The 25,960-nt window shown below is 47.0% G+C and carries 27 protein-coding genes; 20 read left to right on the top strand and 7 right to left on the bottom strand.

Annotated elements, in window-relative coordinates; genetic code table 11:
• Positions 1–74 precede the first annotated feature (74 nt).
• Together HP398_RS17095 and HP398_RS17090 are read right to left on the bottom strand one after the other, a co-directional pair.
• A complete protein-coding gene (locus HP398_RS17095) occupies positions 75–698 on the bottom strand; it encodes a DUF6143 family protein (RefSeq protein ID WP_017252009.1) in 624 nt (207 codons plus the stop codon).
• A 172-nt stretch (positions 699–870) separates the two neighbouring features.
• Positions 871–1,245 (bottom strand): DUF423 domain-containing protein, encoded by a 375-nt coding sequence (locus tag HP398_RS17090; protein ID WP_012684886.1) that lies wholly within the window; start codon positions 1,243–1,245, stop codon positions 871–873.
• A 242-nt stretch (positions 1,246–1,487) separates the two neighbouring features.
• On the opposite strand from HP398_RS17090, the gene HP398_RS17085 reads away from it, so the two are divergent.
• Positions 1,488–1,670: a hypothetical protein gene (locus HP398_RS17085; RefSeq protein WP_017252010.1), complete on the top strand. Its 183-nt coding sequence runs from the start codon at positions 1,488–1,490 to the stop codon at positions 1,668–1,670.
• Between the two features lie 559 nt (positions 1,671–2,229).
• Entirely contained in the window at positions 2,230–3,651 is a 1,422-nt protein-coding gene (locus tag HP398_RS17080) for a SpoVR family protein (RefSeq protein ID WP_173623208.1), read from the top strand.
• A 64-nt stretch (positions 3,652–3,715) separates the two neighbouring features.
• Here the strand turns inward: HP398_RS17080 and HP398_RS17075 are convergent, their stop codons facing one another.
• Together HP398_RS17075 and HP398_RS17070 are read right to left on the bottom strand one after the other, a co-directional pair.
• A complete protein-coding gene (locus HP398_RS17075) occupies positions 3,716–4,483 on the bottom strand; it encodes an SDR family NAD(P)-dependent oxidoreductase (RefSeq protein WP_173623207.1) in 768 nt (255 codons plus the stop codon).
• 28 nt (positions 4,484–4,511) lie between these two features.
• Positions 4,512–5,213: an SDR family oxidoreductase gene (locus tag HP398_RS17070; RefSeq protein ID WP_017247299.1), complete on the bottom strand. Its 702-nt coding sequence runs from the start codon at positions 5,211–5,213 to the stop codon at positions 4,512–4,514.
• 200 nt (positions 5,214–5,413) lie between these two features.
• On the opposite strand from HP398_RS17070, the gene HP398_RS17065 reads away from it, so the two are divergent.
• The 5 genes from HP398_RS17065 to HP398_RS17045 all read left to right on the top strand — a co-directional run bounded on the left by HP398_RS17065 (position 5,414) and on the right by HP398_RS17045 (position 11,792).
• A complete protein-coding gene (locus HP398_RS17065; RefSeq protein ID WP_173623206.1) occupies positions 5,414–6,346 on the top strand; it encodes a 3-hydroxyacyl-CoA dehydrogenase family protein in 933 nt (310 codons plus the stop codon).
• 131 nt (positions 6,347–6,477) lie between these two features.
• A complete protein-coding gene (locus HP398_RS17060; RefSeq protein WP_173623205.1) occupies positions 6,478–8,460 on the top strand; it encodes a methyl-accepting chemotaxis protein in 1,983 nt (660 codons plus the stop codon).
• Between the two features lie 215 nt (positions 8,461–8,675).
• On the top strand, positions 8,676–10,655 hold the full coding sequence (locus HP398_RS17055; RefSeq protein WP_017247302.1) for a methyl-accepting chemotaxis protein: 1,980 nt from the start codon (positions 8,676–8,678) through the stop codon (positions 10,653–10,655).
• Positions 10,656–10,773: 118 nt separating this feature from the next.
• Positions 10,774–11,310, top strand: coding sequence for a GNAT family N-acetyltransferase (locus tag HP398_RS17050; RefSeq protein WP_173623204.1), 537 nt, complete (start codon positions 10,774–10,776; stop codon positions 11,308–11,310).
• A gap of 116 nt (positions 11,311–11,426) precedes the next feature.
• A complete protein-coding gene (locus tag HP398_RS17045; protein WP_371736758.1) occupies positions 11,427–11,792 on the top strand; it encodes a GRAM domain-containing protein in 366 nt (121 codons plus the stop codon).
• Positions 11,793–11,853: 61 nt separating this feature from the next.
• Here HP398_RS17045 and HP398_RS17040 read toward each other — a convergent pair whose 3' ends face one another.
• Positions 11,854–12,123: a hypothetical protein gene (locus tag HP398_RS17040; protein WP_173623202.1), complete on the bottom strand. Its 270-nt coding sequence runs from the start codon at positions 12,121–12,123 to the stop codon at positions 11,854–11,856.
• 168 nt (positions 12,124–12,291) lie between these two features.
• Between HP398_RS17040 and HP398_RS17035 the strand changes: the two genes are divergently transcribed.
• From HP398_RS17035 to HP398_RS16985, 11 genes are all read left to right on the top strand, one after another.
• Positions 12,292–12,513, top strand: coding sequence for a hypothetical protein (locus HP398_RS17035; RefSeq protein WP_017247306.1), 222 nt, complete (start codon positions 12,292–12,294; stop codon positions 12,511–12,513).
• Between the two features lie 37 nt (positions 12,514–12,550).
• The gene (locus HP398_RS17030) at positions 12,551–12,847 is read left to right on the top strand and encodes a hypothetical protein (protein WP_238144674.1); all 297 of its coding nucleotides are present in this window, start codon (positions 12,551–12,553) and stop codon (positions 12,845–12,847) included.
• A gap of 103 nt (positions 12,848–12,950) precedes the next feature.
• Positions 12,951–13,652, top strand: coding sequence for a TerC family protein (locus tag HP398_RS17025; RefSeq protein WP_173623201.1), 702 nt, complete (start codon positions 12,951–12,953; stop codon positions 13,650–13,652).
• Between the two features lie 2 nt (positions 13,653–13,654).
• A complete protein-coding gene (locus tag HP398_RS17020; RefSeq protein ID WP_173623200.1) occupies positions 13,655–14,527 on the top strand; it encodes a LysR family transcriptional regulator in 873 nt (290 codons plus the stop codon).
• A 182-nt stretch (positions 14,528–14,709) separates the two neighbouring features.
• Positions 14,710–15,777, top strand: coding sequence for an AbrB family transcriptional regulator (locus HP398_RS17015; RefSeq protein WP_017247310.1), 1,068 nt, complete (start codon positions 14,710–14,712; stop codon positions 15,775–15,777).
• Between the two features lie 202 nt (positions 15,778–15,979).
• Positions 15,980–17,014, top strand: a complete 1,035-nt coding sequence (locus HP398_RS17010) for a Bug family tripartite tricarboxylate transporter substrate binding protein (RefSeq protein WP_017247311.1) — start codon at positions 15,980–15,982, stop codon at positions 17,012–17,014.
• An 81-nt stretch (positions 17,015–17,095) separates the two neighbouring features.
• Complete coding sequence (locus HP398_RS17005; RefSeq protein WP_017247312.1) at positions 17,096–17,557, top strand: tripartite tricarboxylate transporter TctB family protein; 462 nt, start codon at positions 17,096–17,098, stop codon at positions 17,555–17,557.
• A 12-nt stretch (positions 17,558–17,569) separates the two neighbouring features.
• A complete protein-coding gene (locus tag HP398_RS17000; RefSeq protein ID WP_106836398.1) occupies positions 17,570–19,093 on the top strand; it encodes a tripartite tricarboxylate transporter permease in 1,524 nt (507 codons plus the stop codon).
• A gap of 23 nt (positions 19,094–19,116) precedes the next feature.
• On the top strand, positions 19,117–19,902 hold the full coding sequence (locus HP398_RS16995; RefSeq protein ID WP_173623199.1) for a class I SAM-dependent methyltransferase: 786 nt from the start codon (positions 19,117–19,119) through the stop codon (positions 19,900–19,902).
• Positions 19,903–20,137: 235 nt separating this feature from the next.
• Positions 20,138–20,590 (top strand): Lrp/AsnC family transcriptional regulator, encoded by a 453-nt coding sequence (locus HP398_RS16990; RefSeq protein WP_017247315.1) that lies wholly within the window; start codon positions 20,138–20,140, stop codon positions 20,588–20,590.
• Positions 20,591–20,609: 19 nt separating this feature from the next.
• Entirely contained in the window at positions 20,610–21,575 is a 966-nt protein-coding gene (locus HP398_RS16985) for an EamA family transporter (RefSeq protein ID WP_017247316.1), read from the top strand.
• A 28-nt stretch (positions 21,576–21,603) separates the two neighbouring features.
• Here the strand turns inward: HP398_RS16985 and HP398_RS16980 are convergent, their stop codons facing one another.
• Both HP398_RS16980 and HP398_RS16975 read right to left on the bottom strand, forming a co-directional pair.
• Positions 21,604–22,323 (bottom strand): response regulator, encoded by a 720-nt coding sequence (locus HP398_RS16980; RefSeq protein WP_017247317.1) that lies wholly within the window; start codon positions 22,321–22,323, stop codon positions 21,604–21,606.
• Entirely contained in the window at positions 22,316–23,944 is a 1,629-nt protein-coding gene (locus tag HP398_RS16975; protein ID WP_254476173.1) for an ATP-binding protein, read from the bottom strand. The genes HP398_RS16980 and HP398_RS16975 overlap by 8 nt, the downstream gene beginning before the upstream one ends.
• Before the next feature lie 266 nt (positions 23,945–24,210).
• Between HP398_RS16975 and HP398_RS16970 the strand changes: the two genes are divergently transcribed.
• The gene (locus HP398_RS16970; protein WP_069846390.1) at positions 24,211–24,423 is read left to right on the top strand and encodes a hypothetical protein; all 213 of its coding nucleotides are present in this window, start codon (positions 24,211–24,213) and stop codon (positions 24,421–24,423) included.
• 546 nt (positions 24,424–24,969) lie between these two features.
• On the top strand, positions 24,970–25,956 hold the full coding sequence (gene qoxA, locus HP398_RS16965) for a cytochrome aa3 quinol oxidase subunit II (RefSeq protein WP_017247320.1): 987 nt from the start codon (positions 24,970–24,972) through the stop codon (positions 25,954–25,956).
• Positions 25,957–25,960: the final 4 nt, after the last annotated feature.

Genomic DNA, 25,960 nt, shown 5'->3' with positions numbered 1-25,960 from the left:
AATGACAGGGAACTCCTTTGGGGGTTCCCTTTTTTGTTGTGACTAGACTTGTCCGTCAAGCGTTCCAGTGAGAGCTACCCATATACGGGTTGTTCCCACCAGTCTATGGAAAGGTAAAAGGCTGTCTTCTCACCAGTGTTTGGAACGCGAACAATGAGCGCCATTCCTGGTCCGAGAATCCACTGTCCGCCAGGGGTCGCCTCAACGGTGGAGGACGCCGGAATGATTCGCGTGGCGGTCTGAATGTGATCAGAAAAGGTATCCGTCATACCGGCGCCATGCAAAACTTGCCCTTGAGCGGCGGGACAAGCGGGGAGTTGAATATAACCAGAAGTCACTTGACGTGAGAGAGTTGCACCAGTGAGGGAGGAGCCTTTGCCAAACAAGAAATGTGCTTCTATCGGGTGCGGGGATGGATTGGTGACCATCCAGTGATGGACAAACAAATGAACACCGGAGCGTAAGGGATTCGACAAGGCAGCGATCCCGATAGCCCCATCGCTCACGATCATTTTTTCCGATTGCCCCATGAAGTATTTGCATTGATCCGCCATCGACATCGCATACGGAATGTGAACACTCCGACTCAGCTGTTCCGTAGCAGAAGGAGTGGGAAACGGATAGTACCCCATCTGCATGTAGACATCTGGTATTCCACCATAAAAGTACGAGGGGCGGGTATAGGAGGGCTTCGTCATGATTTCCTCTCCTTGTGAGTGGGGTAACTGCTAACCCTACAGCATATGGCAATCGTCCATGGAGGGTGTCAGGAGCTGGCGTTATTGGCAGGCAAAGTTCCGCTGAAGTCATGGCGTGGCGGATAGAAAAAAGGCTGGGAATGAAAATCCCAACCTTTTGCAAGATTTTTGTCTACGATACGGTTTTCCAAGCATGAATGGCAAGCAGCGCCCATCCAGCGAGGAACAAAACTCCGCCAATCGGCGTAATCGCACCGAGAACCTTAATTCCGGTCATCGCCAGCGTGTAGAGACTGCCGGAGAAGATCAACGTACCAGCTGTAAAGCACCAGCCCGCCCAAACGAGGCCAGAAGAATCCGGGTACCACTTGAGCAACAGGGCAACCAGCACCAGAGCCAGTGCATGTGTCGTCTGATAGGTCACGCCCGTATGGAAAATGCCCAGCGAATACTCGTCCAGTTTTTCCTTCAGTGCATGTGCTCCGAATGCTCCTAACGCAACCGAAAGAAATCCACTGATACTGCCAAGCATCAAAAACAGCTTCATGAGTGCGTCACTCCTTTTTTCGCATAACCTGTACACTTGTCTGTTCTCTATTCTAACTTAAAAATCCAAGTTCAAAAAGTCGACTTTTCAGCACCGAGAAAGTGGCGAGAACCGCTAAAGCCCAATTGTAATTTGGTGAACGCGCCTTGGACTACCATACAAGCCGCTTGTCAACCTCCGACATAGAGTAAAGTATCGCAGTGGCAACGCTTACAGGCTGCTGCGACGGGAGGTGACGTAATATGAACAAATGGATTTCCAACGTTGGAGGTCTCCTTGGTGGTTACGCATTGCTGAAAGCACCAGTGGATGGTTCCTTCCTTAATGGATTGGACCCGCTGGTAGATGGAGTTGGTCTCATCGCTGTGGTCGTATTCGCGGGAGCTCTTATTTATTCTGGTGTACGCGACTGGTTTAAGGGTTAAGAAGTAAGATGGAAAACAAATCAAGGGTGTCTCCAGTCGGGGATGCCTTTTTTTCTGGATGAATAACAGAGCAAATTTACGTAAACAGCCTTAGTCCGAACTACTACCGGACTAAGGCTGTTTAGATGCATCTTATTTGTGCTTTACTTGATTACTCTTTTTATTCGAGATTAAATCCAATATAACGATCAAGGCTACTATAAAAATAGACTGCAATAGAGGTTTTACATAGCTGGATTGATCGTAAATAAAGTAAGCTACTATTAAGTTGAGTATGAAAGTAATTAAGTACCCAAAAGTTTTAATTATTTCACCTCATCTCAGAACCAAGGGTCTATTATAGTAGATTCTCTTACATCTACTTCAAGATTACCACCTGATAATTGGGAATTAAAGGATATTCTGTATTTATTCTTGCGATGAAGTGATTGAACGACACTTTAGATAGTTGATTATTTGTTTGAATGAAGAGCAATATCTTTTCTAAATGCTGGCGTCTTTTAGCATGGTCCCCCATATACATAAAGTAGACCGACTGCAAAAGGGGGAGGCGAAACGATTGACCAACGACGAGCGAAAAGAACTGGAGCGATCCATTGACGAAATTACGGAGATCGCCAAAGGGTTCAATCTCGATTTTTACCCGATGCGATACGAGATATGCCCGTCTGACATCATTTATACATTTGGCGCGTATGGAATGCCGACACGATTTTCGCATTGGAGTTTTGGAAAATCCTTCTACCGGATGAAGCTGCAATATGACCTGAATCTGAGCAAAATCTACGAGCTCGTCATCAACTCCAATCCTTGTTACGCGTTTCTTTTGGACGGCAATTCCTTGATCCAAAACAAGCTCATTGTGGCTCACGTGCTTGCTCACTGCGACTTTTTCAAAAACAATGTGCGCTTCTCCAACACCAATCGGGATATGGTCGAAAGCATGGCGGCCAGTGGAGAGCGGATTCGCCAGTATGAGATCGAGTACGGCAAGGATGCTGTCGAGAATTTGCTCGATGCGAGCTTGGCGATTCAGGAGCATATCGATCCGAGCTTGCTACGTCCAAAGCTGCGTTGGAAACGAGAGCCAGAGGAGTCGAATAAAAAGACGAGGAACGAACGGCAATCTCCTTATGACGATCTCTGGGGATTGGACCGCAAAGCAAAAGAGGAAGCCGAGCCAGTAAAAGCACCACGCAAATTCCCGCCAGAACCGGAAAAAGACCTATTGCTATTCATTATGGAATACAGCAATATCCTAGACGATTGGCAACGGGATGTGCTTACGATCATTCGAGATGAGATGCTGTATTTCTGGCCGCAGATGGAAACGAAGATCATGAACGAAGGTTGGGCCACCTACTGGCATATGCGCATCCTGCGGGAAATGGAGCTGACGGAAGCGGAGACGATCGAGTTTGCCAAGCTGCATTCCTCCGTCATTCAGCCTTCGACGACGAGTATTAATCCGTATCATTTGGGTCTGAAAATTTTGGAGGACATTGAAAAACGCTGGGATAATCCGACGAAGGAAGAGCAGGAGCGCTTCGGACGAAAGCCAGGAGAGGGACGCGCGAAAATTTTCGAGGTGCGTGAGCTGGAGTCCGACATCAGCTTCATTCGCAACTTCCTGACCAAGGACCTCGTCAGTGATCTGGATTTGTATATGTTCGGCAAGCAGGGCAACGATTGGGTTGTCGCGGAAAAACAGTGGGAGCAGGTACGCGATGGTCTTGCGGGCACACGGGTTAATGGGGGATTCCCTTATGTACTCGTGCACGATGGGGATTACTTACGCTCCGGCGAGCTGTACTTGAAGCATCATTTCGAGGGGCTGGAGCTGGATGTCAAATACGTAGAAAAAACATTGCCTTACATCTATACCTTGTGGGGGAAATCCGTTCACCTGGAATCGATGGTGGAGGATCGACAAGTGTTGTTTACGTACGACGGCAAGAAAGTGCACCGCCGCTTTTTATAGGGGAAAAAAGGCCGCATGCCCGGTGGAAGCTGACCGAGCGTGCGGCTATTTCTACGTGTCCGAACTAGGACAACTGATCCGTAATTCCGATGTGACTGCTGATCCCGCCGTCCATGGTGATGCTGGCTCCGTTGATGTACCCGCTATGTGGTCCGACGAGATGATAAATCATCTGGGCGATTTCCAACGGCTGAGCTACGCGTTTCACCGGGCTTTTGACGATGACTCGATTCATGTAATCCGAAATATCCTCCGGACGTACGCCCATCACGGTATCCACATATCCCGGACAGATGGCATTGCAAGTAATCCCATGCTCTCCCCATTCCGCCGCAATTGTTTTTGTATAGCCGATCATGCCGTGTTTGGAAGCGACGTAGGTGGATGAATGTGCAGAGCCTAGCAAGCCCTGAATAGAAGCGATGTTTACGATCCGCCCGAAGTTCCTTTCTTTCATCTTGGGCAACAGGTTTCTGCAAAACAGGAATACACTCTTCAGGTTGGTATTCATGATCCAATCCCATTCTTCATCGGAGACTTCGTCCACCCGGTGGAATGGACCGCCCACTCCTGCATTGTTGACCAAGATGGTGATATCTCCGAAATGCGATTCCACAAGCTGGATGGCTTCTTCAACCTGCGCTCGTTGACCGACATCACAGCGAATGGGCAAGGCTTGACCGCCTGCCTGATTGATTTCTTCGGCGACTAACTGTGCCTTTTCTTCTTGCACATCAAGAACAGCGACATGGACCCCATGCTGAGCCAAAAGCTTTGCTGCTGCGGCCCCAATCCCATTGCCTGCTCCTGTGATCATTGCTACTTGTTGCATTTGTAAACTCTCCTTATTAATCTGTCATCTAGAGAATGCCTTTAGGAGGAAGGATTTTGACTTCATCGATTCGAACGTGTAGGGGACGGGAGGCGATATCTAACACGGTATCTGCCACATCTTTTGGTACGAGCATCGCACTCGGATCAAAAAAATGCCGGTCCTCCGTCATGTTTGTATGAACGGCGCCGGGAAAAATGGTAGAGACCCTCACATTGTCGTTTTTCCATTCTTCATTGCAAATTTGAGAAAAGCCTTGGACGGCAAATTTCGAAGCACCATAAACGCCGTTTTCCGCAATGGGAATATATCCGGAGACACTCGCGATATTGATGATTCGTCCTCCGTGAGCTTTCATTACCTTGTATCCTTCACGGCTGCAAAGAAAGAGTCCGGTTACATTGGTGCGGAAAACATTCTCCCATTCTTCTAAGCTTGTTTGTTCAACAGGCTTAAACACGCCGACTCCTGCATTGTTGACGAGGACATCTAGACGTCCGTATAACCTTTGTACTTGCGCAAATAGGGCAAGGACACTTTGCTCGTCTGTCACGTCCAGCTGTATATTCGTCACACTTCCAGGTTCAGCGTGTGCGATCTCGTTCGGATGAGGCGCGGATCGAGAGGTTGCCCAAACAATCGCTCCTTCTTTTGCCAGAACATTTGCCATTTCAAGACCCAATCCTCGACTGGCTCCTGTGATGACCACAATTTTATTCAGTAGTTTCATGTGTACCTCCATATACGAAACATCCATCCAATAATTGGATGCTTATATGTTGTTTAATGGTACAGAAATTTGACTTCCCCAGCAAGCGCCATAGGGATGAATTTCGGTAAAAGTAGTAGGAATTTGCTGAGCAGGAACTAGGTATTTGATCGTGGAAAGCTTTGTTAGTAAACCTATTTCACCCCTGGGAGGCTCGTTCTATGGAAAAGCATGCGGCTGTTATCGGATCAGGTGTTATGGGACATGGAATCGCGCAGCTATACGCATTGGCTGGATTTCGTGTTTCTCTTTACGATTTGCAGGAAGCGTTTTTGATGAAAGCAAGATCTAGCATTGAGCACAGCCTTTCTCTTCTGGTTGCAGAGGGAGTGATTGCAGACCAGTCTAGAGTAACGGCGCTCGAGCATATCGTCCTGACCACGGATTTGCGAGCGGCAGTATCTGATGCAGAAATCATCACAGAAGCGGTACCAGAAGTCATCGAGCTAAAGTGGGAGCTGTTTGAAAAGCTGGAGCAATACGCGAGGCCAGACGCGATTATTGCTTCCAATACGTCTACGTTTTCCATTGCACGATTGATCGAAAAAGCAACGACGCCACAACGCTTTATCATTACACATTTTTTCAATCCAGCTCAATTGGTTCCGTTGGTCGAGGTAGTCAGGCACGAGAGCACGGCGCAGGAAGTGGTTCACAAGACGATGCAGCTGATGGAAGAGATCGGGAAGTCCCCAGTTTTGCTGAAAAAGGATGTACCGGGCTTTATCGCCAATCGGCTGCAAACAGCTTTGATGAGAGAAGCTTTTCACTTGCTTGCAGAGGGTGTGGCAGATGCAGCCCAGATCGATACGGTGATGAAGGATGGAATTGGCTATCGTTGGGCTTTTGTCGGGCCTATTGAGACGGCGGATTTTGGTGGACTCGATACGTGGAAGCGTGTGATGGATAACCTAGCGCCAGAGCTGGATGCTTCGACAAAAGCACCCGCCATTATTGAAGAAAGAGTAGCAGAAGGCAATCTCGGTACCAAGACCGGAGCAGGTATATACTCATATATGGATACGTCTGTCTCACAAAAGCTTCGTGTACGTGACGAACAGTTCATCCGCTTGGGGAATATGAAGCGCGGTTGAAGTGACTTACAGAAAAATACTTTATTCGTAAAAAATTCACTACATACTCATTCATTCCTAGCCGATATTAGATTGGGGTTATATCATGGAAAAAATTTCCCCAATACAACCTAGAAAGTAGTTGAGAATGAGTGAGAGTTCGCTTAATAAATTGGAGTAGAAGCTTTAAAACGAGGTTAATCGCATCCTTCCTGTTAATTCTGCTTGTTCCTACTATTGTCGTTGGAACACTGGCTTCCAATCAGGCGAAGCAGGAGATGGAAAAGGAGATCTTGAACAGCGCCAAAGAAAATGTCGGGCTGGTCAATTCGATTGTGACGAGTACGTTTAAACCCAAGCTGGATACTATTGAGTTTTTAGCAAAAACCATTAACAAAAGCATGTATCCAACCAAAGACAGTGCAGCGCTCGTTATGCCGCATCTGGATATTTACAGTGGAATGCTTCCGGACACGAATGGCGTAGGTTTGGGCACAGTGGACGGACAGTATTATCAATCCCCGAAGGTAACAGTTAAGGCTGGCTTTGATCCGCGAACGAGAGAATGGTACAAAAAAGCGATGGAAAATAAGGGGAAGGCTGTCATTACCGAGCCGTATGTCTCAGCAGCATCAGGCAAAGTCATCGTTACCATTTCTAAAACGACGGATGATGGATCAGGTGTAGTCGGCATTGTGATGGGCGTCGAGCAGATCAAAGGTCTGGCGGACATGGTCAGTATCGGAAGTGACGGGTACGTCATGATTTTGGACAGCAACAAGAAGTTCGTTGTTCATCCTGAAAAAGAGTCTGGTACTGTGGCTGAAGAGAGCTATTTTGAAAAAATGTATGAAGGTGCATCAGGTGACTTCCGTTACGACGAGCAAGGTAACGAACAAGAAGTGCACTACACGACGAATGAGTTGACTGGCTGGAAAATCGCTGGAAAGCTGGATCGTTCGGAGATACAAAACTCTGTACAGCCTATCTTTACCTTTACGTACGCGACAATCGCGATTTGCTTGATTGTAGGAGGGCTTATCGTAACCGTTGTTCTGCGTTCGCTTATCCGATCGATTCAAGCGGTCAAGGTACATGCAGTCAAAGTGAGTGAGGGCATACTGACGGAGCCTATCCAGGTTCGATCCAATGACGAGATTGGGGAGCTGGGCCGCGCGTTCAATACGATGCAAGACAACCTGCGCACGCTTATTTCAAATGTAGAGACAAGAGCAGAACAAGTGGCCGCTTCGTCTGAGCAATTAACCGCGAGTGCGCAGCAGACGAGCATCGCCACTGAGCATGTTGCCACAGCCGTGCAAGAAGTTGCTGGCAGCGTAGAGAAGCAAACGAATGGAATTGACCAAAACGTCCACTCTCTCCAAAATATATCAGACGGCGTAGCGCAAATTGTGGAGAGTGTGCATGGATTGACGGATATCGCTGAGCAAACAACCATTCACGCTGGTGAAGGCGGCGAATCGGTTCAGAAGGTGATGGGCCAGATGAACTCGATTCACGCATCTGTGGAACAGCTCAATCACATGGTCCATTCCCTTTCTGAACGCTCCAGAGACATTGTTGCCTTCTCCGAAGTGATCAGTGGAATTTCGCAGCAAACAAACCTGCTGGCACTGAATGCAGCGATCGAAGCGGCGCGGGCTGGCGAGCATGGCAAGGGGTTTGCGGTTGTAGCAACAGAGGTAAGACTGTTGGCAGAGCAATCGCAGGAATCGGCCAAGCAAATTTCCGACCTTATCGTAGAAATTCAACGCGATACGCAAGAATCCGTTGAGACTATGGAGAAAGTCAGACGCGATGTTTCGGAAGGCTTGCGGATTTCCAAAGGTACGATTGATAAATTCGAGGAAATTTTGACAAGCACGAAACAAACAAATCCTCGTATCGAGGAGGTCTCGTCGATCGCTCAACAAATCGTGGCAACTGTTGCGGAAGTGAAGGTAACAGCGAACGAGTTGGCGATGATTGCAAAAGGCAATGCTGAGACCGCAGAGGAAGTAGCCGCTTCTACAGAAGAGCAGCTCGCATCGATGCAAGAGGTATCAGCCTCTGCCCAATCTCTGTCATCGTTGGCAGAAGAGCTAAATGCGATGATTAATAAATTTCGCTACTAAATAGTCAATCAATATCGACCGTCCTGTCTATCATACATAAGCAGGGCGGTTTTTCTATGGCCTCGGGGCGGTATACTCCCCGCTTTTTTTATATCTATTACAGTTCTATATATTTTTTACTTCATTAAGTTTCCTTCGTTACCGATATAAAAAATTAGGACTTCACCAACATGAATCGTTTATCCAAATACAACTTAGAAAGAAGATGAAATGAAGTGAAAGTTAACCTTAGGAATTGGTTCAGAAGCTATCGAACCAAACTTATCATCACATTTCTCTTGATTCTGCTAGTCCCTTCCCTTGTCGTGGGAAGCTTGGCTTACCATCAAGCGAAACAAGAAATTGAAAGACAGATCATGGATAGCGCCAACGAAAACGTCGATTTGGTCAACTTCATCGTCAGCAATACGTTTGAGGGCAAAAAGAAGGATGCTGACTATTTGGCAAAAGATATCACACCTAGCGTGAAATCAGCGGATGTTCAAGAAGAAATCATGCATCATTTGGAGATGTATATGGGTATGCATGTGGAAGCGTCCAGTATCAGTCTGGGAACGGTTGACGGACAGTACTTCCGCGCTCCCAAGCAAGAAGTACAGGCAGGGTTTGATCCGCGTACGAGAGACTGGTACAAAAGAGCGATGGAAAACAAAGGGACTGTCGTCGTGACAGAGCCCTATATTTCGGCGGTATCAGGTGAGGTTTTAGTAGCGGTAGCAAGAACGACGGAGGATGGTGCAGGGGTTATCTGCATTACCGTTGGGATTGAACAGATCAAACAACTGGCAAACTCAGTCAGCATCGGTTCTGATGGAGATGTCATCGTAGTGGACAGCAATAAGAAGTATGTCGTCCATCCGGAAAATCAGGCAGGAACGCTGGCACAAGAAAGTTATTACGATAACATGTATCAAGCAGAAACAGGTAAATTCAATTACGAGGAGCAAAGCATCCCGAAACAGATTTACTATGTGACGAATCCGGCTACTGGTTGGAAAATTGCCGGGTCGATGTACCTGTCTGAGGTTGAGGATGCTGCACAGCCGATTTTCGCGCAAACGTTTTGGACGATTACGATCTGCTTGGTGCTGGGAGGACTCATTGTAGCAGCTGTACTGCGTTCCCTTCTCCAGTCCATCCAGGAAGTGAAGATACATGCGGTCAGAGTGAGCCAAGGTATTTTAACTGACCCGATTAAAGTGCGGTCAAACGACGAAATTGGTGAGCTGGGCCATGCTTTTAACACGATGCAGGATAACCTGCGCGCGCTCATTTCCGATGTCGAGGCCAGGGCGGAGCAAGTAGCAGCGTCTTCGGAGCAATTGACTGCGAGTGCGCAGCAGACGAGCATTGCAACCGAGCTTGTAACGACTGCTGTTCAGGAAGTAGCTGGCAGTGCGGAACAACAAACGAGCGGAATCGACCAAAATGTTCGCTCATTGCATGACATTTCGGAAGGGGTCACACGGATTGTTGACAGTGTCAATGTGTTGTCGGATACTGCTCAGCAAACAACGGTTCAGGCAGAAGAAGGTGGCAACTTTGTCGCTCAAGTCATGAGTCAGATGAAGTCGATTCATGAATCGGTAGAGCAGTCGGATCGCATGACCAAATCGCTCTATGATCGTTCGAAAGAAATCGGCACGATCTCGGATGTCATCAGCGGAATTGCCCAGCAGACGAATTTGCTGGCATTGAATGCTGCGATTGAAGCGGCACGGGCTGGTGAGCATGGCAAAGGCTTTGCGGTTGTTGCTACAGAAGTGCGCCTGTTGGCTGAGCAATCACAACTGTCGGCCAAGCAAATTTCTGAATTGATCACAGAGATTCAGCGGGAGACTAAGCAATCCGTCGACAACATGGAAAAAGTCAGACTGGATGTTGCAGAAGGCTTGAACGTTTCGGAGGAGACGATTCACAAGTTTGAAGGCATCATGGAAAGCACCAGACTGACCAATCCACATATCGCAGAGGTCTCCTTGATCGCGCAGCAAATCTTGGCTGCTGTTCAGGAAGTAACCGCGACAGCCAATGTGCTCGTCACCATTGCGAAAAGCAATGCCGAAACGGCCGAGGAAGTAGCAGCCTCTACCGAGGAGCAGCTCGCCTCCATGCAAGAGATCTCATCCTCCGCTCAATCCTTGTCGTCATTGGCGGAAGAGCTGAAAGTATTGATCAATAAGTTTACCTATTAATCTGTGTCCCTAAACAAACAAAGCGCCCTGTCTCTAGGCATACGAGCAGGGCGCTTCGCTGTATAGATGTGATAACATATGGGCAACACAAGCGATATGGATTTAGGAGATGGGAACGATGAACATGAGGATCAGAATAGAACAGGTAGATGATTATTCCGTTACGGAACAGGTCGTAAAAAGTGCATTCGCGAATGCGGAGTTCAGCGATCACAAAGAACATGAATTGGTGTCTCGCATCAGAAAATCTGATGCATTCATCCCTGCCTTATCTCTAGTTGCGATTGATGAAGAAAATCAAGAAATCGTTGGACATATACTTTTGTCGAAAATCTCCATTCGCAATGACAATCAGAGCATAGAGTCACTTGCACTTGCCCCAGTGTCAGTCCTGCCTGTTTATCAAAGCAAAGGAATTGGAAAGAAATTAATTCTCGAAGCCCTTCAAAAAGCAAAAGAACGGGGATACCAATCTGTTGTTGTTCTCGGGCATTCCGAATATTACCCAAAGTTTGGCTTCCAAAAAGCTTCGCACTGGGGAATAAAAGCACCTTTCGACGTACCGGATGAGGTATTTATGGCTTTGGAACTGCAAGAAAATGCATTGGCTCAAGTCTCGGGCGTTGTTGAATACTCCAGTGCTTTTTTTGAATAGGTAGGGATAGTTAATGAAAAGAAACGCAGTAGATTGGTGAAGCCATCTATTGTGTTTCTTTATTCCTAATTATGGTAATATGAAGTGCCTACCAATTCGAGAAAAAACGGAATCGTATGTCGGAGGGGAAAAAGGAAGAAATGGAACTCAGGCGAAACGAATCGATCGTGCTAGAGAATATACCAGCATACCTATTCAGAAGAATGGAAGGAGTAGGTGGGAGGTTAACGATTACGAGTGAAAGACTTTATTTTCAACCACACAGTCTCAATATTCAAGCACAACCTCTCGAAATAAACTTGAAGGATATGGCGGCAGTTGAAAAGCGGAATACGCTGTTCGTGATCCCAAACGGAATGAAAATCAAGATGCATAACGGACAAGAGCATAAATTTGTTGTATGGAAACGAGCGGAGATCATCGGCATGATTCAGGATACAAAAATGAAGCAAAAAATGACGGTGATCATTAAGACGAGGTAAGCTATCCGTTCAATGAAAATCGCCTGCCACAAGCAATGCTGCGCAAGGCGATTCCTACATCTTACAAGTCCTTTGCAATGTGCGGTTTGCTATAATGACTGGTACCCCCACCGCCAACCAATACTCTTCCACCTTGTCTGAAGATGAGCAATTTCCTAGATCCATTTGAAAGCAGTACAGTGATTTTTGCCCGATTCGCTGTTGCAATATAAATAACGTAACCACTTCTGGAGATTACTGTACGCCAGTTGCGATCGAATTCAGAGCGCACAACCCGATTGGAGTACACTTGGTTTTCCACGCGTCTCGCAGTGATTCTTTTCTTTTTCATCGAGTCTCAACACCTCCTGTCAATCTATCCTATTCAGGGGGGAGAAAAAGGAATGGACGAGAGTTGTAGGCGATTTTACTATTTTCGTTGCAACAACACAGGAAGCGTTCTATGATAACACCAAGGACGGTATCCATTGTAAGAGCCGTAAAAAAGGAGTGAAAGACAATGGCAAAAAGCGCAGCACGCAAGCAACGGGAAAAGCTGGCCCGTGAAGGCAAAAGAAATCCGGATCTCAACAGAAGCATTTTCGCTTTTGCTGACATGAGACAGCGGACGACGAAGACCAGAGCAGAAAAACTGAATCAACAGAAGCACAAAAGGTCGTTATCCTACCAAAGTGATGATGGCCTTTTTTATTTGCGTGCGAAGCTTGCTGCAATCGTTTAACATAAAGTCATCCCGTACCAAAGTGAGGCATGACATCATGAATAATACCATTCATCCCGAATGCGCGAGAGCCATTCAACAACTCCTCCAGCTGAAGGACCCAAAACGCGAAGACTTTTTGGCTCTGAAAACATACGGAAATGATCGCTATTCCGCAATGGGCTGGGAAGAGCTACAGACGTATATCAATGAAAAGACCGTCATCATTGTCGAGCAGTTTGAAAATGAACAAAATATTATGTCTGCCTTGCGCTGGGTAGCGAGAGGATTGCCAGTTTGGCTAGCGATTCGAAAAGTGCGAGCGGATTATTCTGTGTATGGATACAAGAAGTAGCCTGTCTTTTTAAAAAAATATATGCAAATAATAGAAATAATACTGCGCTAACGAAAAGATAGGTCTATTATTGTCAGTATCAGCAACATTGGAGGGAGACATCATGACAGAATACTTACTTAGCTTACTACAAATCATTATGATCAACCTGGTCCTGAGCGGAGACAATGCAGTCGTTATTGCTCTTGCCTGTCGGAACCTGAATCCAGAGCTGCAGAAAAAAGCCACCTTTTGGGGGAGCTTCGGTGCAATCGGATTGCGGATCATTCTTACCTTCATTGCCATCTGGCTGTTGAAAATCCCGTTTGTCCAAGTCGTCGGAGGGATTTTGCTCATCTGGATTGCGGTCAAGCTGTTAAAAGGTGAAGATGAGGACAGTCACATTGGTGGCGGAGTTAGTTTTGTTGAGGCACTTAAAACCATTATTTTTGCCGATCTGATTATGAGTCTGGACAATGTCATTGCCGTAGCGGGAGCAGCGAACGGGAACCTGGTTTTGGTCATCATCGGTCTTACCATCAGCATTCCACTCATCATTTGGGGAAGCCAGTTGCTGATGAAGCTGATGAACCGTTATCCGATCATCGTATTATTAGGGGCGGCTTTGCTTGGATATACAGCAGGAGAAATGATTGTAGGAGACAAAGCAGTTGGCAGCTTCCTAGAAGGGGTAATGCCTTCGTTGCATATGATTTTGCCGGTAGCATTGGCACTTCTGGTGATCGTGATTGGAAACTATTTGAAAAGGAAGGAGAAAAATGTGTTAAATAAAGAAGTGACAAATAATCATGCGGAGACACTATAGCTATGGAATATCGCGATTGGTACATTCTCCAAACCTTGTACCAGGAACAAAACATCACAAAAACAGCCGAAAGCTTGTATTTGTCCCAGCCTGCGCTGACCAAACGACTGCGGCAGATTGAAAAAGAATTTGGCGTACAGATCGTGCAACGGGGGAGTAGAGGCGTCCATTTCACTCCGCAAGGCGAGTACTTGGCCAAATGCGCGGATGAAATGCTGCTCAGACTGCGCAATATCAAGGAGCATGTCTTGAACATGGGAGACGAGGTCAATGGTACGCTCCGGTTGGGGGTTTCCAACTATTTTGCACGGTACAAGCTCCCGATGATCTTGAAAAAGTTCAAGGAAGCCTATCCAAACGTCGAGTACAAGGTAATGACCGGATGGAGCAAAGACGTCTACAAGTCCGTGTATAATCAGGACGTGCACGTAGGCTTCGTCCGAGGAAGCTACAACTGGTCCGACCAAAAGTACTTGCTGTTCGAGGAATCGGTCTATGTCGTTTCCACGGAACCCCTTCATATCGACGACCTGCCCAGCCTGCCGCGAATCGACTATGAGACCGATCCGATGCTGCGGGCGTTAGTGGACGACTGGTGGACCGAACGATTTTCCCAACCACCGCTGATCGGCATGGAGGTCGACAAGGCGGATACATGCAGTGAAATGGTAGCAAACGGTTTGGGGTACGCCATCCTTCCACGAGCCGTGCTGAATGGCAAAGACGATCTGCACATGATTGAGCTGACCAGCGCAGAGGGGGAGCCGATCAAGCGAAGTACCTGGATGTTTTATCATGCCGACTCAATGGACTTGCAAATGGTCAAGGCATTTGTACGCTTCATGGAGCAGGGTGAGATATCATTCATCGATTAATCTGGGAAAAAGGAACTGCTGGGAACTCTCGACTCGGGAGCCAGCAGTTTTTTATTATTCATACAAGGAATCGCCAACGATAACCATTTTGTATTTTTGCTGCGAGCACAATTGTTTTACACTAGGTGTACCCCCACCCTAGAAGCTTCATACAACGTCGGAGAGTAGGAGAGGGAACGCTTATGCTGCTACGTATTCTGTTTACATTGCTGCTCGGATCACTGGGAGGCTGGCTGTTTGCTACCATCCACAGCCCACTTCCTTGGCTGCTCGGAGCGCTAGTCACCACCGTTATCTGTAATATGCTTGGGGTCAAAAATCTTTGGATTCCCCGTTGGTTTCGTCAAGCAGGATTGACAGTGATTGGGATCACCCTTGGTTTGCGAATGACACCTGAAATCGTCGAGACGATGACAGGGCACATCGGTTTGATGCTCATCACCACGATTTTGACCATCTTGATCAGTTTGGTGAACGCTTGGATATTTTATAAGGTCTGCCGAGTAGACGGAATAACGGCGATCTTCAGCAATATTCCCGGCGGATTATCGGAAATGGTGTCGGTGGGGCAAACGGCGGGAGGAAATCAACAAGTCATCACGATTTTCCACTCGATCCGTGCGATCAGCGTCGTGCTTTGTACCCCTTATCTTGTGACATTTCTACCTACCCATGCTGCCATACAGACGGCTACTACAGAACACACGCTGGGGATTGGGCAGACAGTCATGCTTCTTGTGGTTGGTGTCATTGGAGCATTGATTGCGTCACGCTGTTATATACCCGCTCCGTTCTTGCTAGGTGCCTTGCTCGTGACCGCTTTGATTTCGATGAATACATCGCTTGTGGGAGAGAGTCCTGCGTTGCCAAGCATCCTGGTCCAAGGGGCGCAAATATTCATCGGGGTCAGCATCGGTCTTGGCTTCAAACGAGAGGACATCGCCAAAAACCGCCGATTCTTTCTGTTCGGTCTCATGCATTCCCTGTTCTTGTTTGTTATGGTGATCGTGATTGCTATCGGCATTTCTTACGTGACTGCTACCGATATCGTGACGGCCATTTTGGCTACGGTGCCAGGTGGACTCGCCGAAATGAGCTTGACTGCCTTGGCGACAGGAGCCGATCCGCTCTTAGTAACGGCGTTTCATCTGTTTCGTGTGGTTCTTGTACTCACGTTGTTTTCCTTTGGTGCTCGTGCATGGACGAACCGCCACAGCAGGATAAAACAACCAAAGGAGACCAGCGCCTGACGCAGTTTTACAGTCGAATCAATGGCAAGGCCTGTACGTTCCCTAATCGGAAACGGCAGGTCTTTTTGGCGTGAAAAAAATGAAAATAATCATAAATATGGTGTTTATCCAAATTATCTGAACAAACTAGGAAGCGTTTTCATCGAATGCTATGATCTCCTTAACTTATTTGAAAACGCTATCAATCGAGGGGGTTATAAAGATGAAAAAATCAAACAAATGGACAAAATGGACCGGAGTACTCCTCACTACGGCAATGGCACTAAGCCTCGCAGCCTGTGGAGGCGGCGGTGGGCAGACGGCATCCACTGGAGGAGCTTCTACCTATCCAGAAAAACCAATCTCGGTTATCGCTCCGTCGGGGGCAGGCGGCGGCTTGGATAAAACAGCGCGTTCCCTTGCAAAGGTGATGTCAGCAACGAAGCTGGTAGACAAGACGATCTCCGTCGAAAACAAGCCAGGTGGCGGACAGGCAGTTGGCTTGGCTGATTTCGTGACGCAGGACAAGAAGAACAACTATAAGCTCCTGCTTCCCTCTACACCAATCGTCATCAACAATGTGAAAAAAGAAGGAAACAGCCCGCATTCCTACAATGATATGACTCCGTTGGCACAATTGACGAAAGATTACGGCGCGATCGTAGTAGCAGCCGATTCTCCATACAAGGATCTGAAATCGTTAATGGATGCAATCAAAGCGGATCCAACCAAAGTAACGGTTGCAGGCGGTTCTGCTCCTGGCTCGCTTGATCACTTGACCTTTTTGATGCCAGCTGTAAAAGCGGGAATTGATCCGAAATCTGTGAAATACATTTCCTACGATGGCGGCGGAGAAGCGATCGCATCTCTCTTGGGTGGCAATGCTGACGTACTGGCTACAGATGTATCCGGTTCGGGTGAATACTTGAAATCCGGCAAAGTAAGAATCTTGGGTGTTTCATCCCCTGAGCGTTTGAAAGGTATGTTCAAGGACATCCCGACGTACAAAGAATCCGGTTATGACACGGAGCTGATCAACTGGCGCGGTGTATTTGGACCAAAAGACATGACGCCAGATGCTGTTGCTTACTGGGAGCAAAAATTGAAAGCGATGACAGAGACTCCTGAGTGGAAAGCAGAGCTGGAAGCAAACGGCTGGGACGATGGCTACAAAAACGGCGCAGACTTCAAGAGCTACCTGGGTGAGCAAGAAAAAATGTTCAAGGAAATCTTGGGCTTGCTCGGAATGGCGAAATAAAAAGGTTTGATGGGGGATGGAGAAGGAGCGATTCTTCTCCTCCTTCATTCTGGATTCTTGTACGAACAGGAGGGAACATGCGTGAGCAAAACATTTGACCGCTTCGCCAGTCTGGCTTTTCTCGTGTTAGGCGTAGCATTTGTGGTCGGGAGTCAAAACATCTCGGCGAGCGCTTACGGCAGCAATGTCGGACCAAACATTTTTCCGATGGGACTCGGAAGTCTTCTGATCCTGCTCAGCCTGCGATTATTTTATGAAACGTTCAAATACAAGCAAGAGGGCGAGAAAGAGAAGCAAAAGCTCGATTACAAACGGTTCCTCATCATTCTTGTCGCGGCATTATTCTACGTATTGCTTTTAGAGGAAATCGGCTACGTGATCAGTACCTTCCTTTTCCTTTTGGTTGGATTCCAGACGATGCAAAAAGGAAAATGGCTCAATAGCGTGATCATTTCCGGTGCGTTTTCATTCGGTGTCTACTTGTTGTACGTGGAAGTTCTCGATGGCACGTTGCCCGGTTTACCAACATGGTTAGGCTTGTAGGAGGTGGATGAAATGGGTGCGATTGATTATTTGCTGGACGGATTTGCCACTGCCCTGCAATGGCAAAATATTATCTTTGCGTTTGTCGGCGTCTTGATCGGGACAGTAGTCGGGGTATTACCAGGGATTGGGCCAATCAGTGGCGTGGCCTTGTTGATTCCAGTGACAGCTTCGTTGACGAGTGGACTGCCGCCAGAAGCAGCGGCGACCAGCGCCATTATTTTGCTGGCAGGGGTTTACTACGGAGCGATGTACGGCGGCTCTACCACTTCGATTTTGTTGAATACACCTGGTGAGTCATCTTCTGTTGTTACTGTACTGGACGGATACCCGATGGCCAAGCAGGGAAGAGCGGGAGTTGCTCTCTCCATCGCTGCGATTGGTTCGTTTTTTGCCGGGCTTGTCTCGCTTGTCGGTCTGGTATTTTTGGCAGAGCCACTCTCTGAAGTAGCGCTCAAGCTCAGTCCAGCAGATGAGTTTTCGCTGATGATCTTGGGGTTGTGTGCACTGAGCGGGTTGGCAGGCAAGTCCGTCACGAAAGCATTGATGATGACGGTTTTCGGCTTATTGATCGCGACGATCGGGCTGGACAATGTATCTGGCGTGGCGCGTTTTACCTTTGATATGCCAGAGCTTTATTCCGGTTTGGAATTCTTGACGATTGCCGTTGGGGTATTTGCACTCGGGGAAGTGTTCAAGACGATCCTCGAACGTGATATCAATGAGGGGGAGATCGCCAAAATCTCCCGAATTTTACCGACTAAGCAAGACCTGAAGGAAAGTGCCGGACCGATTCTCCGTGGATCGCTGGTTGGATTCTTTAAAGGTATTGTTCCTGGTTCTGGTGCAACACTGGCATCCTTCCTTGCCTATTTGTTGGAAAAGAAAATCAGTAAAACGCCTGAAAAATTTGGCAAAGGGGCAATCGCTGGGGTAGCGGCTCCAGAGTCGGCGAATAATGCAGCATCTGGCGGGGCGATGATCCCACTGCTGACCTTGGGGATTCCGGGTACAGGAACGACAGCGGTATTGATGGGCGCACTGATTATGTACAACGTGCAGCCAGGTCCGCTCTTGTTTGAAGATCATCCAAGCATCGCTTGGGGCTTGATCGCCAGCATGTTCATCGGAAACGTGATGCTCTTGATCCTCAATATGCCGCTCGTAAAGGTGTTTGCGAAGCTGATTGAGACACCGCCTAAATATTTGATCCCGATGATCGTTGCCATTTCCGTGTTTGGTGTATACGCAGTCCGTGTCTCCGTATTTGATCTAGTCTTGCTGCTCCTCTGTGGACTCGTGGGTTACTTTTTGGCGAAAAACGATTTCCCAATGGCTCCACTCGTTCTTGGCTTGGTCTTGGGTCCGATGATTGAAAACAATTTGCGACGCGCGTTGACGACGTCCAATGGTGATTTTTCTATCTTTATTCAAAAGCCAGTATCGCTGGTGTTTCTGATCATTGCGGTTCTCTGGATCACCGTTCCCTTGATCATGAAAATGAGAGGGAAGAAAGTAATCGTGAACGAAGAATAGAAGAATAGGGGAGGGCGATTCTCATGCGCGATGACAAAAAGATCAAAGAGGAAGTCAGACAGCAGTTCGGTGCGAATGCCGAAAAGTATGTGAATAGCCAGACGCATGCTACGGGAGAGGATCTCGCTCTCCTGAAGCCTTGGCTGAAACCTTCGCCTGATTGGGTATTTCTCGATGTGGCAACGGGTGGCGGTCATCTTACCAAGGCAATCGCTCCACATGTCGGTCAAGTCTTTGCGACCGATTTGACGCAGCCGATGCTCGCAGCGGCGCGAAACCATCTGAAATCTCACGCAAGCAATGTCTTTTATGTAGTTGCGGATGCGGAAGCACTTCCGTTTTTGAGTGAAACCTTTGATGCAGTCGGGTGCAGAATCGCGGCTCATCACTTCCCGAACCCAGAGGCGTTTGTAAAAGAAGTGGCCCGTGTCCTAAAGCCGGGTGGAAAATTTGTGCTGATCGACAATATCGCAGCAGAGGATGAAAAGCTCGATCAATTTGTGAATACGCTGGAAAAACTTCGAGATCACAGTCATGTACGAAGCTACTCACGGTCCGAATGGTTAGCATGGATAGAGCAAGAGGGACTGGTGGAGAGTCATTCGCGCATCCGTAAAAAGACGTTCCCGTATGCGACTTGGGTCAGACGTACGACTGAGACTGAGGAGCAGGTTGAGCAAGTAACCGCGCATATCACAAGCGCCGATGAAGAAATCCAAGCCTACTTCGCAGTTGAAAAAGAAGGAGAGCAAGTCGTTTCCATCCAAGTGGATGAGTGGATGGCGTTGTTTGAGAAGAAACCAGAATGATCAGGACGATGCTTCTAAGCTGGTCCCCGCTTACAATCAAGCGGGGGCTTGTTCTTTTTTGTATGGGTACCTAAGTAACGATTCGTAATGATAAGGGGGCTTTCAAGACGGTTTTATTGCATTATATTTTTGATATCTTGCTTCTGTATTTACTATTCGTTTGAATTCGGTCAATATAGAGTACGAATGGTCTATATGAAGGAAAATATGCTACTATAACCACAGGAGGTATGTGATGGATGAGGTTGACCTGAGAATTGTTCAATTGCTCGAGGAAAACGGAAGGATATCTCACGAGGAAATCAGCAAGCTGCTGCACATCTCGCGACCAGCTGTCCACCAACGGGTTGCCAAGCTTGAAAAGAATGGCGTTATCAAGGGATACCGTGGCATCATTGACTGGAGAAAATTAGAGCAAAGACTGAAGGTATTGATCTTCGTCAAAGCAAGATGTCAGGATTTCAAAGAAATCACAGCAAAGATTGTGAACGTTCAGGTACCAAACGTGACCATCATCGAATGCCAGCGGCTCGCGGGAGAGTGGTGTATGATGCTAAAAGTACGTGCGACGGCACCGGAAGACATCACCAATCTGATCGATGAAATGGTCCAGTATGACGAAATACTGGAAACCTCCACGACCTTCATCTTGTCGACGATCTACGAGGATGGCAGGAAAGAAATTTGAAAGCCAAGGTGGAAACACAATGACAGAAAAAAAAGATTCGAAATTATTTGTCGTTACGATTGCGTTGCTAGCGGTCTACCTGTTTTGGGGAGGCACTTATCTCGGAATGAAGATCGCTATTGAATCGATGCCACCCTTTATTATGGCGGGGGCGCGATTTTTTCTAGCGGGATTGGTCCTATTCCTGATTGGGCGTTGGAAAGGAGCAGAGCTGCCAAGTGCAGCAGAATGGAGAGGGGCTGGAATAGTTGGGGCGCTGCTGCTTCTCGGTGGGAACGGTGTAGTTGCATGGGCACAACTCAAGGTACCGTCAGCAATCGCGTCCTTGTTAATCGCTACGGTTCCATTATGGATTCTCGTTTTCAACTGGATCGGTGGCAGCAAGCAAAAGCCAACTGTTGGAGTCATGGGAGGAATCCTGTTTGGCTTGGCGGGGATCGCTGTGTTGGTTGTCCATCCCGAGGGAACAGGCAATCAAGGGATCGACACGATCGGAATCGTGGCGCTTCTGTTTGCCTCGATCTGCTGGTCAGTGGGATCGCTGTATTCGCGCAATGCAAAGCTCCCAGCATCGCCTGTGATGGCGACGGCCTTGCAAATGATCGTCGGAGGAAGCTTGCTGGGGATCGCGTCGCTGTTTCTCGACGATTGGACGAAGCTGCATATAACGGAGATTTCCCTGCGTTCCTGGATTGCTTTTGGTTATTTAGTTGGATTTGGTTCTATTGTCGCCTACACGGCGTACATTTGGCTTTTGAAAAATGCAGAGCCTTCTCTGGTTTCCACGTACGCCTATGTGAACCCGATTGTCGCTGTATTTCTAGGCTGGCTGATCGCTGATGAACAATTGACAAGCCAAACCTTGATTGCTGCTGTCATGATCATCGCAGCCGTTGCCATCATCACGATGTTTCGGGAAAAGAGTCCAGGTGCGACAAAACCAGTAGCAAGAAAAGAAAAAGGGAAGCTTCAGGTTCATAAATGAAGCTTCCCCTTCTTTTTGCCATCAGGCATTATTTGGCCGTTTTTTGCGGTACCCAGCGGTATTTTCGTTCCGGACGCCCGACGGTTCCATAGAACGTCTCGACAGTCACCTCATTAATAGAGACGAGAAATTCGAGGTATCTGCGCACCGTCGAATGGCTCATGCCAGCAAGTGCAGCCAAATCATCGGCATTCATGCTTTGGGTGGTCTCCTGCATCTTGTCCCGGATCAGCTTTAACGTCAGCTTGTCGATGCCTTTCGGGAGTGTAGTGACAGTCTCAACGGTTTTGGTAGCAGGAGTGTGTGCGGCTTTTGTAAACAGCTTGTCCACTGCTGTTTGATCAATGGTTGTATGCTGCTGCAGCTGACGTCGCGTATTGGCATATTGCTCTAAGGTAGACATGAATTTATCGATCATAATCGGCTTGATGATGTAGCTGTATGCCCCGCCACGTATCGCTTCTCTCACGGTTTCCACATCGTTTGCGGCTGTGATCATGACGACATCGATCCCGCGAAAATGATTCCGTACTTCACGCAACAGGTCAATCCCGTTCATATCTGGCAAATAAATATCCAAGAGCAGAACATCCGGCGTAACGACGTGAAGCATCTCCAATGCCTGTTTTCCAGTCGTGGCCGTGGCAATAATCTGGAATCCTTCCAGTTTACTTGTGAATTGTTCATAGATTCTAGCTGCAATTTCGTTATCTTCCACGATCATGACGGTAATGGGTTTCTCAGACATGGTGGATTGCCTCCTCTCTACTTACTTCGTCCCATTTCTTGGGGACGACGACGGTGAAACGCGCTCCGCCAAGATCACTTTTTCCGAGTGAAATTTGCCCCTCTAACACCTCGATGGCGTTTTTCACAATAGCCAAACCGAGTCCTCGATTTTCACCTGATTTCGTAGTGACACCGCTTTCAAAGATGCGGGGCTCCAATTCTTTTGATACCCCATGTCCATTGTCTTCGATGTCAAAAATGATATCGCCACCTAAATCAGTAAAGGATACGTGGACCATTGCGTCAGAGCCTTTGTATTCGAGGGCAGCTTCCATCGCGTTGTCGATCAAATTGCCGAGAATAGTGACCAATACCTTTGTATCCAAGCTGTCAGGTACATTTCCCAAATAGCTGTCCTGATCAATTTCGAGTAATACCTTCAGCTCTTTGGAGCGATTGATTTTCCCTAGCAAACAAGCTGCGATGAAGGGCTCTTTGACTGAACTCATAATAAAGGCGAGAATATCCTGCCGTTCCTTTACTTCATCGGTGATGAGTTCGATTGCTTTGTCGTACTCCTTTAGTTTGAGGAGACCGTAAATGGTGTTCAAACGATTTAAATATTCGTGATTTTGTGCACGCATATTGTCCGAAAAGGAACTGATTTTCGTAATTTCTTCGGTGAGTTGCTCGATTTCAGACTCTGGACGAAATGTGAAGACCACGCCTCTGATTTCATTATTGCTCAAAATAGGAGAGTAGTCGGTTATAAAAATTTCATGCCCTAGCAAAATTTTGTAGTTCATTTCTTGTGTATTTCGATTGACAGAATGAATGATGTCGCGCAATTGCGGGCTAGCGATCGATTTGCCTACGGTCAAATCTTCTTGGAGGAGGGAACGTGCGCGTTTGTTCATCGAGACGACACGCCCTTGCATATCGACTGCTACCGTAGCATCGCGAATCGATTCAAGAATAGCTGCTTTTTCCGTAAACAAAAATGAGATTTCTTCTGGCTCCAGACCAAAGATCAATCGCTTGACTCGTCGGGCAATGATAATCGCGCCAATAATTCCGATAACCAGCAGCACCAGGGATAAGGAAACGACCCTTTCCTTGTATTCTGCGACCTTTTTCTCTACATCACTCATCACATAGCCGACAGAGGAGACGCCGATTGTTTCGCCTTTCTTATTGACGATCGGTGTTTTTGCTTTGATGGCTGGACCTGAAATGCCTGTCCCCCGATAAATGACCGAGCGATTTTCTAAGAATACGGGGTCATTGCTGGTTCCCATCGGTAATCCAATCTGCTTTGGGTCGTAGTGAGAGTACCGAATACCGTCCTTGTTTCCAATCACGACATAGCTGGCGCCCGTTTCCATCCGAATGGTTTCGGCTATCGGTTGAATTGTCTTGGAAGGGTCATCCGTTTCAAAAGCTGCAATAATGCGTTCGTCCATGGCAGATAGCTTGGCGACCGTCATGGCTTGCTGTCCAATATAACGATCCAAAATGTCATCTAATATGAAGGAAAATAAGGCATTTCCTATCCCCATACTGATCAGGACAACGATGGAAATGAGCAGAACCATTTGGGTTAAGAGGCTGATGCGGGCTTTTTTGGGTGTATGAACCATGGGCAAACCACCTTCGATGACAGTTCAAGATGTTAGGAATGTATGAAACCGTTTACTCCATTCATTATAACAATAACGCTTTCACATTTGTGACACAAAGTAAATTTGTAACAACACGATAGCCAATAGGTTTATGAAAAAAGTTTTGACAATTTTTTTATAAAAAAATGAACAAAATATGAACAACAAGTGAATATTGTGTTACAATAAGAGCATCAAACAAAAACGGTCACGCAAAAAATCTATGATGATAGGGGTTTTGTGTTATGAATAACGATCGAAAAGCAGCAGATGTATTAAGATGGATGGCTTGGACAGTACTATTTGTTGGTGCTGCTATTATGGCTTTCACTGCAAGCGATTTCAGATCGCAGAACTTGCCGTTGATGGTGTCGATCGGATTTTTGATCGCTGGCATGAATATCTTCATTATGAGCACGGTGTTTCGCTTAATGACACTAAAAAGAACGGACGCCTAACAAGATAAAAATAGTCCCGTTGAGAACCTCTCATTTTCTTCATTTATAAATGAGAGGTCTTTTTATTTATATGGAATTTTGCCGTCAGCCAAATGAGCTGGCGTTTTTTTGATTTTTTTATTAAAAGTGAAAAGAAAACTTGACATTCATAATTGGGCGAGATGACCAAAAATGGGTGATGGACTTCATTAGAGGAGAATCCTAACAAGAATATGATCAACTCGTGACTGCAATGTGAACACTTTGTAACAGAAAAGCTACGAAATATTGAACGTCGTTAAAAACGAGTACAAAAGCTCGCTGACTCTGATAGTATGTATATGCGGCAAATAGTGAAGTTCACTTGTGTTAAAAAACCTCTATTGTGAGGAACTCTCGAAAAGTGTGAATGCACGTTAAAAAAGAAGGTTTTCCAAAGCCTCGTTCGAGACCTCTCCATAGAGAGTGACTGCACTATCGACATATGTGAGGCGAAGTTCACCTGAAAAGAACTGCGCTCTCAAAGTATTACATGCTTGTTGTTTGTGACTAGGAGGGATTAGGAGAATGAGCGGAGGAAAAATGCTGAGGCATATCCAGTTTTGGATCTTGGCAGTGTTGGGCACCGTTCTGCTGACAGGCTGTGGTAGCGAATACCTCGTCTTGAATCCAAAAGGACCTGTAGCAGAAACGCAGTACAATCTCATTATTATTTCCACGATATTGGTCGCTGTCATTATCGTTCCGGTTATTGTGCTTACCGCTTTCATTGTATACCGCTATCGGGATACACCGGGCAATAAAGCAAGTTATAAGCCGGAGTGGGCACACAGTACAACCCTAGAGGTAATTTGGTGGATTATTCCTATCGTTATCGTTGCATTGCTGGGTTACTTTACTGTCCGTGATATTTATTTGTTAAAAGAGAACCCGAATAAAGAAGTTGCCCCTATGACCATTCAGGTTACGGCTTTGGACTGGAAATGGATGTTTACGTATCCAGAACAAAATATCGCAACTGTTAACCATCTGGAGATTCCAGCAGGCGTACCGATTCGCTTCCAGGTATCTGCTGATGCACCGATGAACTCTTTCTGGGTTCCAGAATTGGGTGGACAGATTTATGCGATGGCGGGAATGGCTACCGAGCTGTATCTGCAAGCAGATGAACCAGGTACATTCGCTGGATTTAGCTCCAACTTCTCTGGTGAAGGCTTCGCCAAAATGCAGTTTAATGTAGTGGCAAAACCGAAAGAAGAGTTCGATAAGTGGGTTAAAGAAGTAAAAGGTACGACTCCAGCTATGACGAAGGCAGATTATGAAGAACTTCGCAAGCCTGGCGTGACAGATAAGTTTACGTATTCTGCATTCCCAGAAGGTATGTTTGAAGAGATCGTTGCCAAATATGGCCATGGTCACGATATGGACTATGTGATGGAGAAACTTCCTGCGCCTGCAGGTGACAAGTCTTCTAATGAGACTTCGCAAAATACGCAGCAAAAGACTGAATCGCACAACATGCCTGGAATGAATCATTCCAGTATGAACCACTAGGCGA

The organism is Brevibacillus sp. HB1.4B (assembly GCF_013284285.1).
Taxonomy (GTDB): Bacteria; Bacillota; Bacilli; order Brevibacillales; family Brevibacillaceae; genus Brevibacillus; species Brevibacillus porteri.
Note: the sequence above shows the minus strand (reverse complement) of the source record. Positions and strands in the feature narration are given on the sequence as shown.

Excerpts from the sequence above, each read along its gene's own strand:
- HP398_RS17095 (WP_017252009.1), bottom strand. The coding sequence starts at position 698 with ATGACGAAGCCCTCCTATACCCGCCCCTCGTACTTTTATGGTGGAATA.
- HP398_RS17090 (WP_012684886.1), bottom strand. The coding sequence starts at position 1,245 with ATGAAGCTGTTTTTGATGCTTGGCAGTATCAGTGGATTTCTTTCGGTT.
- HP398_RS17085 (WP_017252010.1), top strand. The coding sequence starts at position 1,488 with ATGAACAAATGGATTTCCAACGTTGGAGGTCTCCTTGGTGGTTACGCA.
- HP398_RS17075 (WP_173623207.1), bottom strand. The coding sequence starts at position 4,483 with ATGCAACAAGTAGCAATGATCACAGGAGCAGGCAATGGGATTGGGGCC.
- HP398_RS17070 (WP_017247299.1), bottom strand. The coding sequence starts at position 5,213 with ATGAAACTACTGAATAAAATTGTGGTCATCACAGGAGCCAGTCGAGGA.
- HP398_RS17065 (WP_173623206.1), top strand. The coding sequence starts at position 5,414 with ATGGAAAAGCATGCGGCTGTTATCGGATCAGGTGTTATGGGACATGGA.
- HP398_RS17050 (WP_173623204.1), top strand. The coding sequence starts at position 10,774 with ATGAACATGAGGATCAGAATAGAACAGGTAGATGATTATTCCGTTACG.
- HP398_RS17045 (WP_371736758.1), top strand. The coding sequence starts at position 11,427 with ATGTCGGAGGGGAAAAAGGAAGAAATGGAACTCAGGCGAAACGAATCG.
- HP398_RS17040 (WP_173623202.1), bottom strand. The coding sequence starts at position 12,123 with ATGAAAAAGAAAAGAATCACTGCGAGACGCGTGGAAAACCAAGTGTAC.
- HP398_RS17035 (WP_017247306.1), top strand. The coding sequence starts at position 12,292 with ATGGCAAAAAGCGCAGCACGCAAGCAACGGGAAAAGCTGGCCCGTGAA.
- HP398_RS17030 (WP_238144674.1), top strand. The coding sequence starts at position 12,551 with ATGAATAATACCATTCATCCCGAATGCGCGAGAGCCATTCAACAACTC.
- HP398_RS17025 (WP_173623201.1), top strand. The coding sequence starts at position 12,951 with ATGACAGAATACTTACTTAGCTTACTACAAATCATTATGATCAACCTG.
- HP398_RS17020 (WP_173623200.1), top strand. The coding sequence starts at position 13,655 with ATGGAATATCGCGATTGGTACATTCTCCAAACCTTGTACCAGGAACAA.
- HP398_RS17015 (WP_017247310.1), top strand. The coding sequence starts at position 14,710 with ATGCTGCTACGTATTCTGTTTACATTGCTGCTCGGATCACTGGGAGGC.
- HP398_RS17010 (WP_017247311.1), top strand. The coding sequence starts at position 15,980 with ATGAAAAAATCAAACAAATGGACAAAATGGACCGGAGTACTCCTCACT.
- HP398_RS17000 (WP_106836398.1), top strand. The coding sequence starts at position 17,570 with ATGGGTGCGATTGATTATTTGCTGGACGGATTTGCCACTGCCCTGCAA.
- HP398_RS16995 (WP_173623199.1), top strand. The coding sequence starts at position 19,117 with ATGCGCGATGACAAAAAGATCAAAGAGGAAGTCAGACAGCAGTTCGGT.
- HP398_RS16990 (WP_017247315.1), top strand. The coding sequence starts at position 20,138 with ATGGATGAGGTTGACCTGAGAATTGTTCAATTGCTCGAGGAAAACGGA.
- HP398_RS16985 (WP_017247316.1), top strand. The coding sequence starts at position 20,610 with ATGACAGAAAAAAAAGATTCGAAATTATTTGTCGTTACGATTGCGTTG.
- HP398_RS16980 (WP_017247317.1), bottom strand. The coding sequence starts at position 22,323 with ATGTCTGAGAAACCCATTACCGTCATGATCGTGGAAGATAACGAAATT.
- HP398_RS16975 (WP_254476173.1), bottom strand. The coding sequence starts at position 23,944 with ATGGTTCATACACCCAAAAAAGCCCGCATCAGCCTCTTAACCCAAATG.
- HP398_RS16970 (WP_069846390.1), top strand. The coding sequence starts at position 24,211 with ATGAATAACGATCGAAAAGCAGCAGATGTATTAAGATGGATGGCTTGG.
- qoxA (WP_017247320.1), top strand. The coding sequence starts at position 24,970 with ATGAGCGGAGGAAAAATGCTGAGGCATATCCAGTTTTGGATCTTGGCA.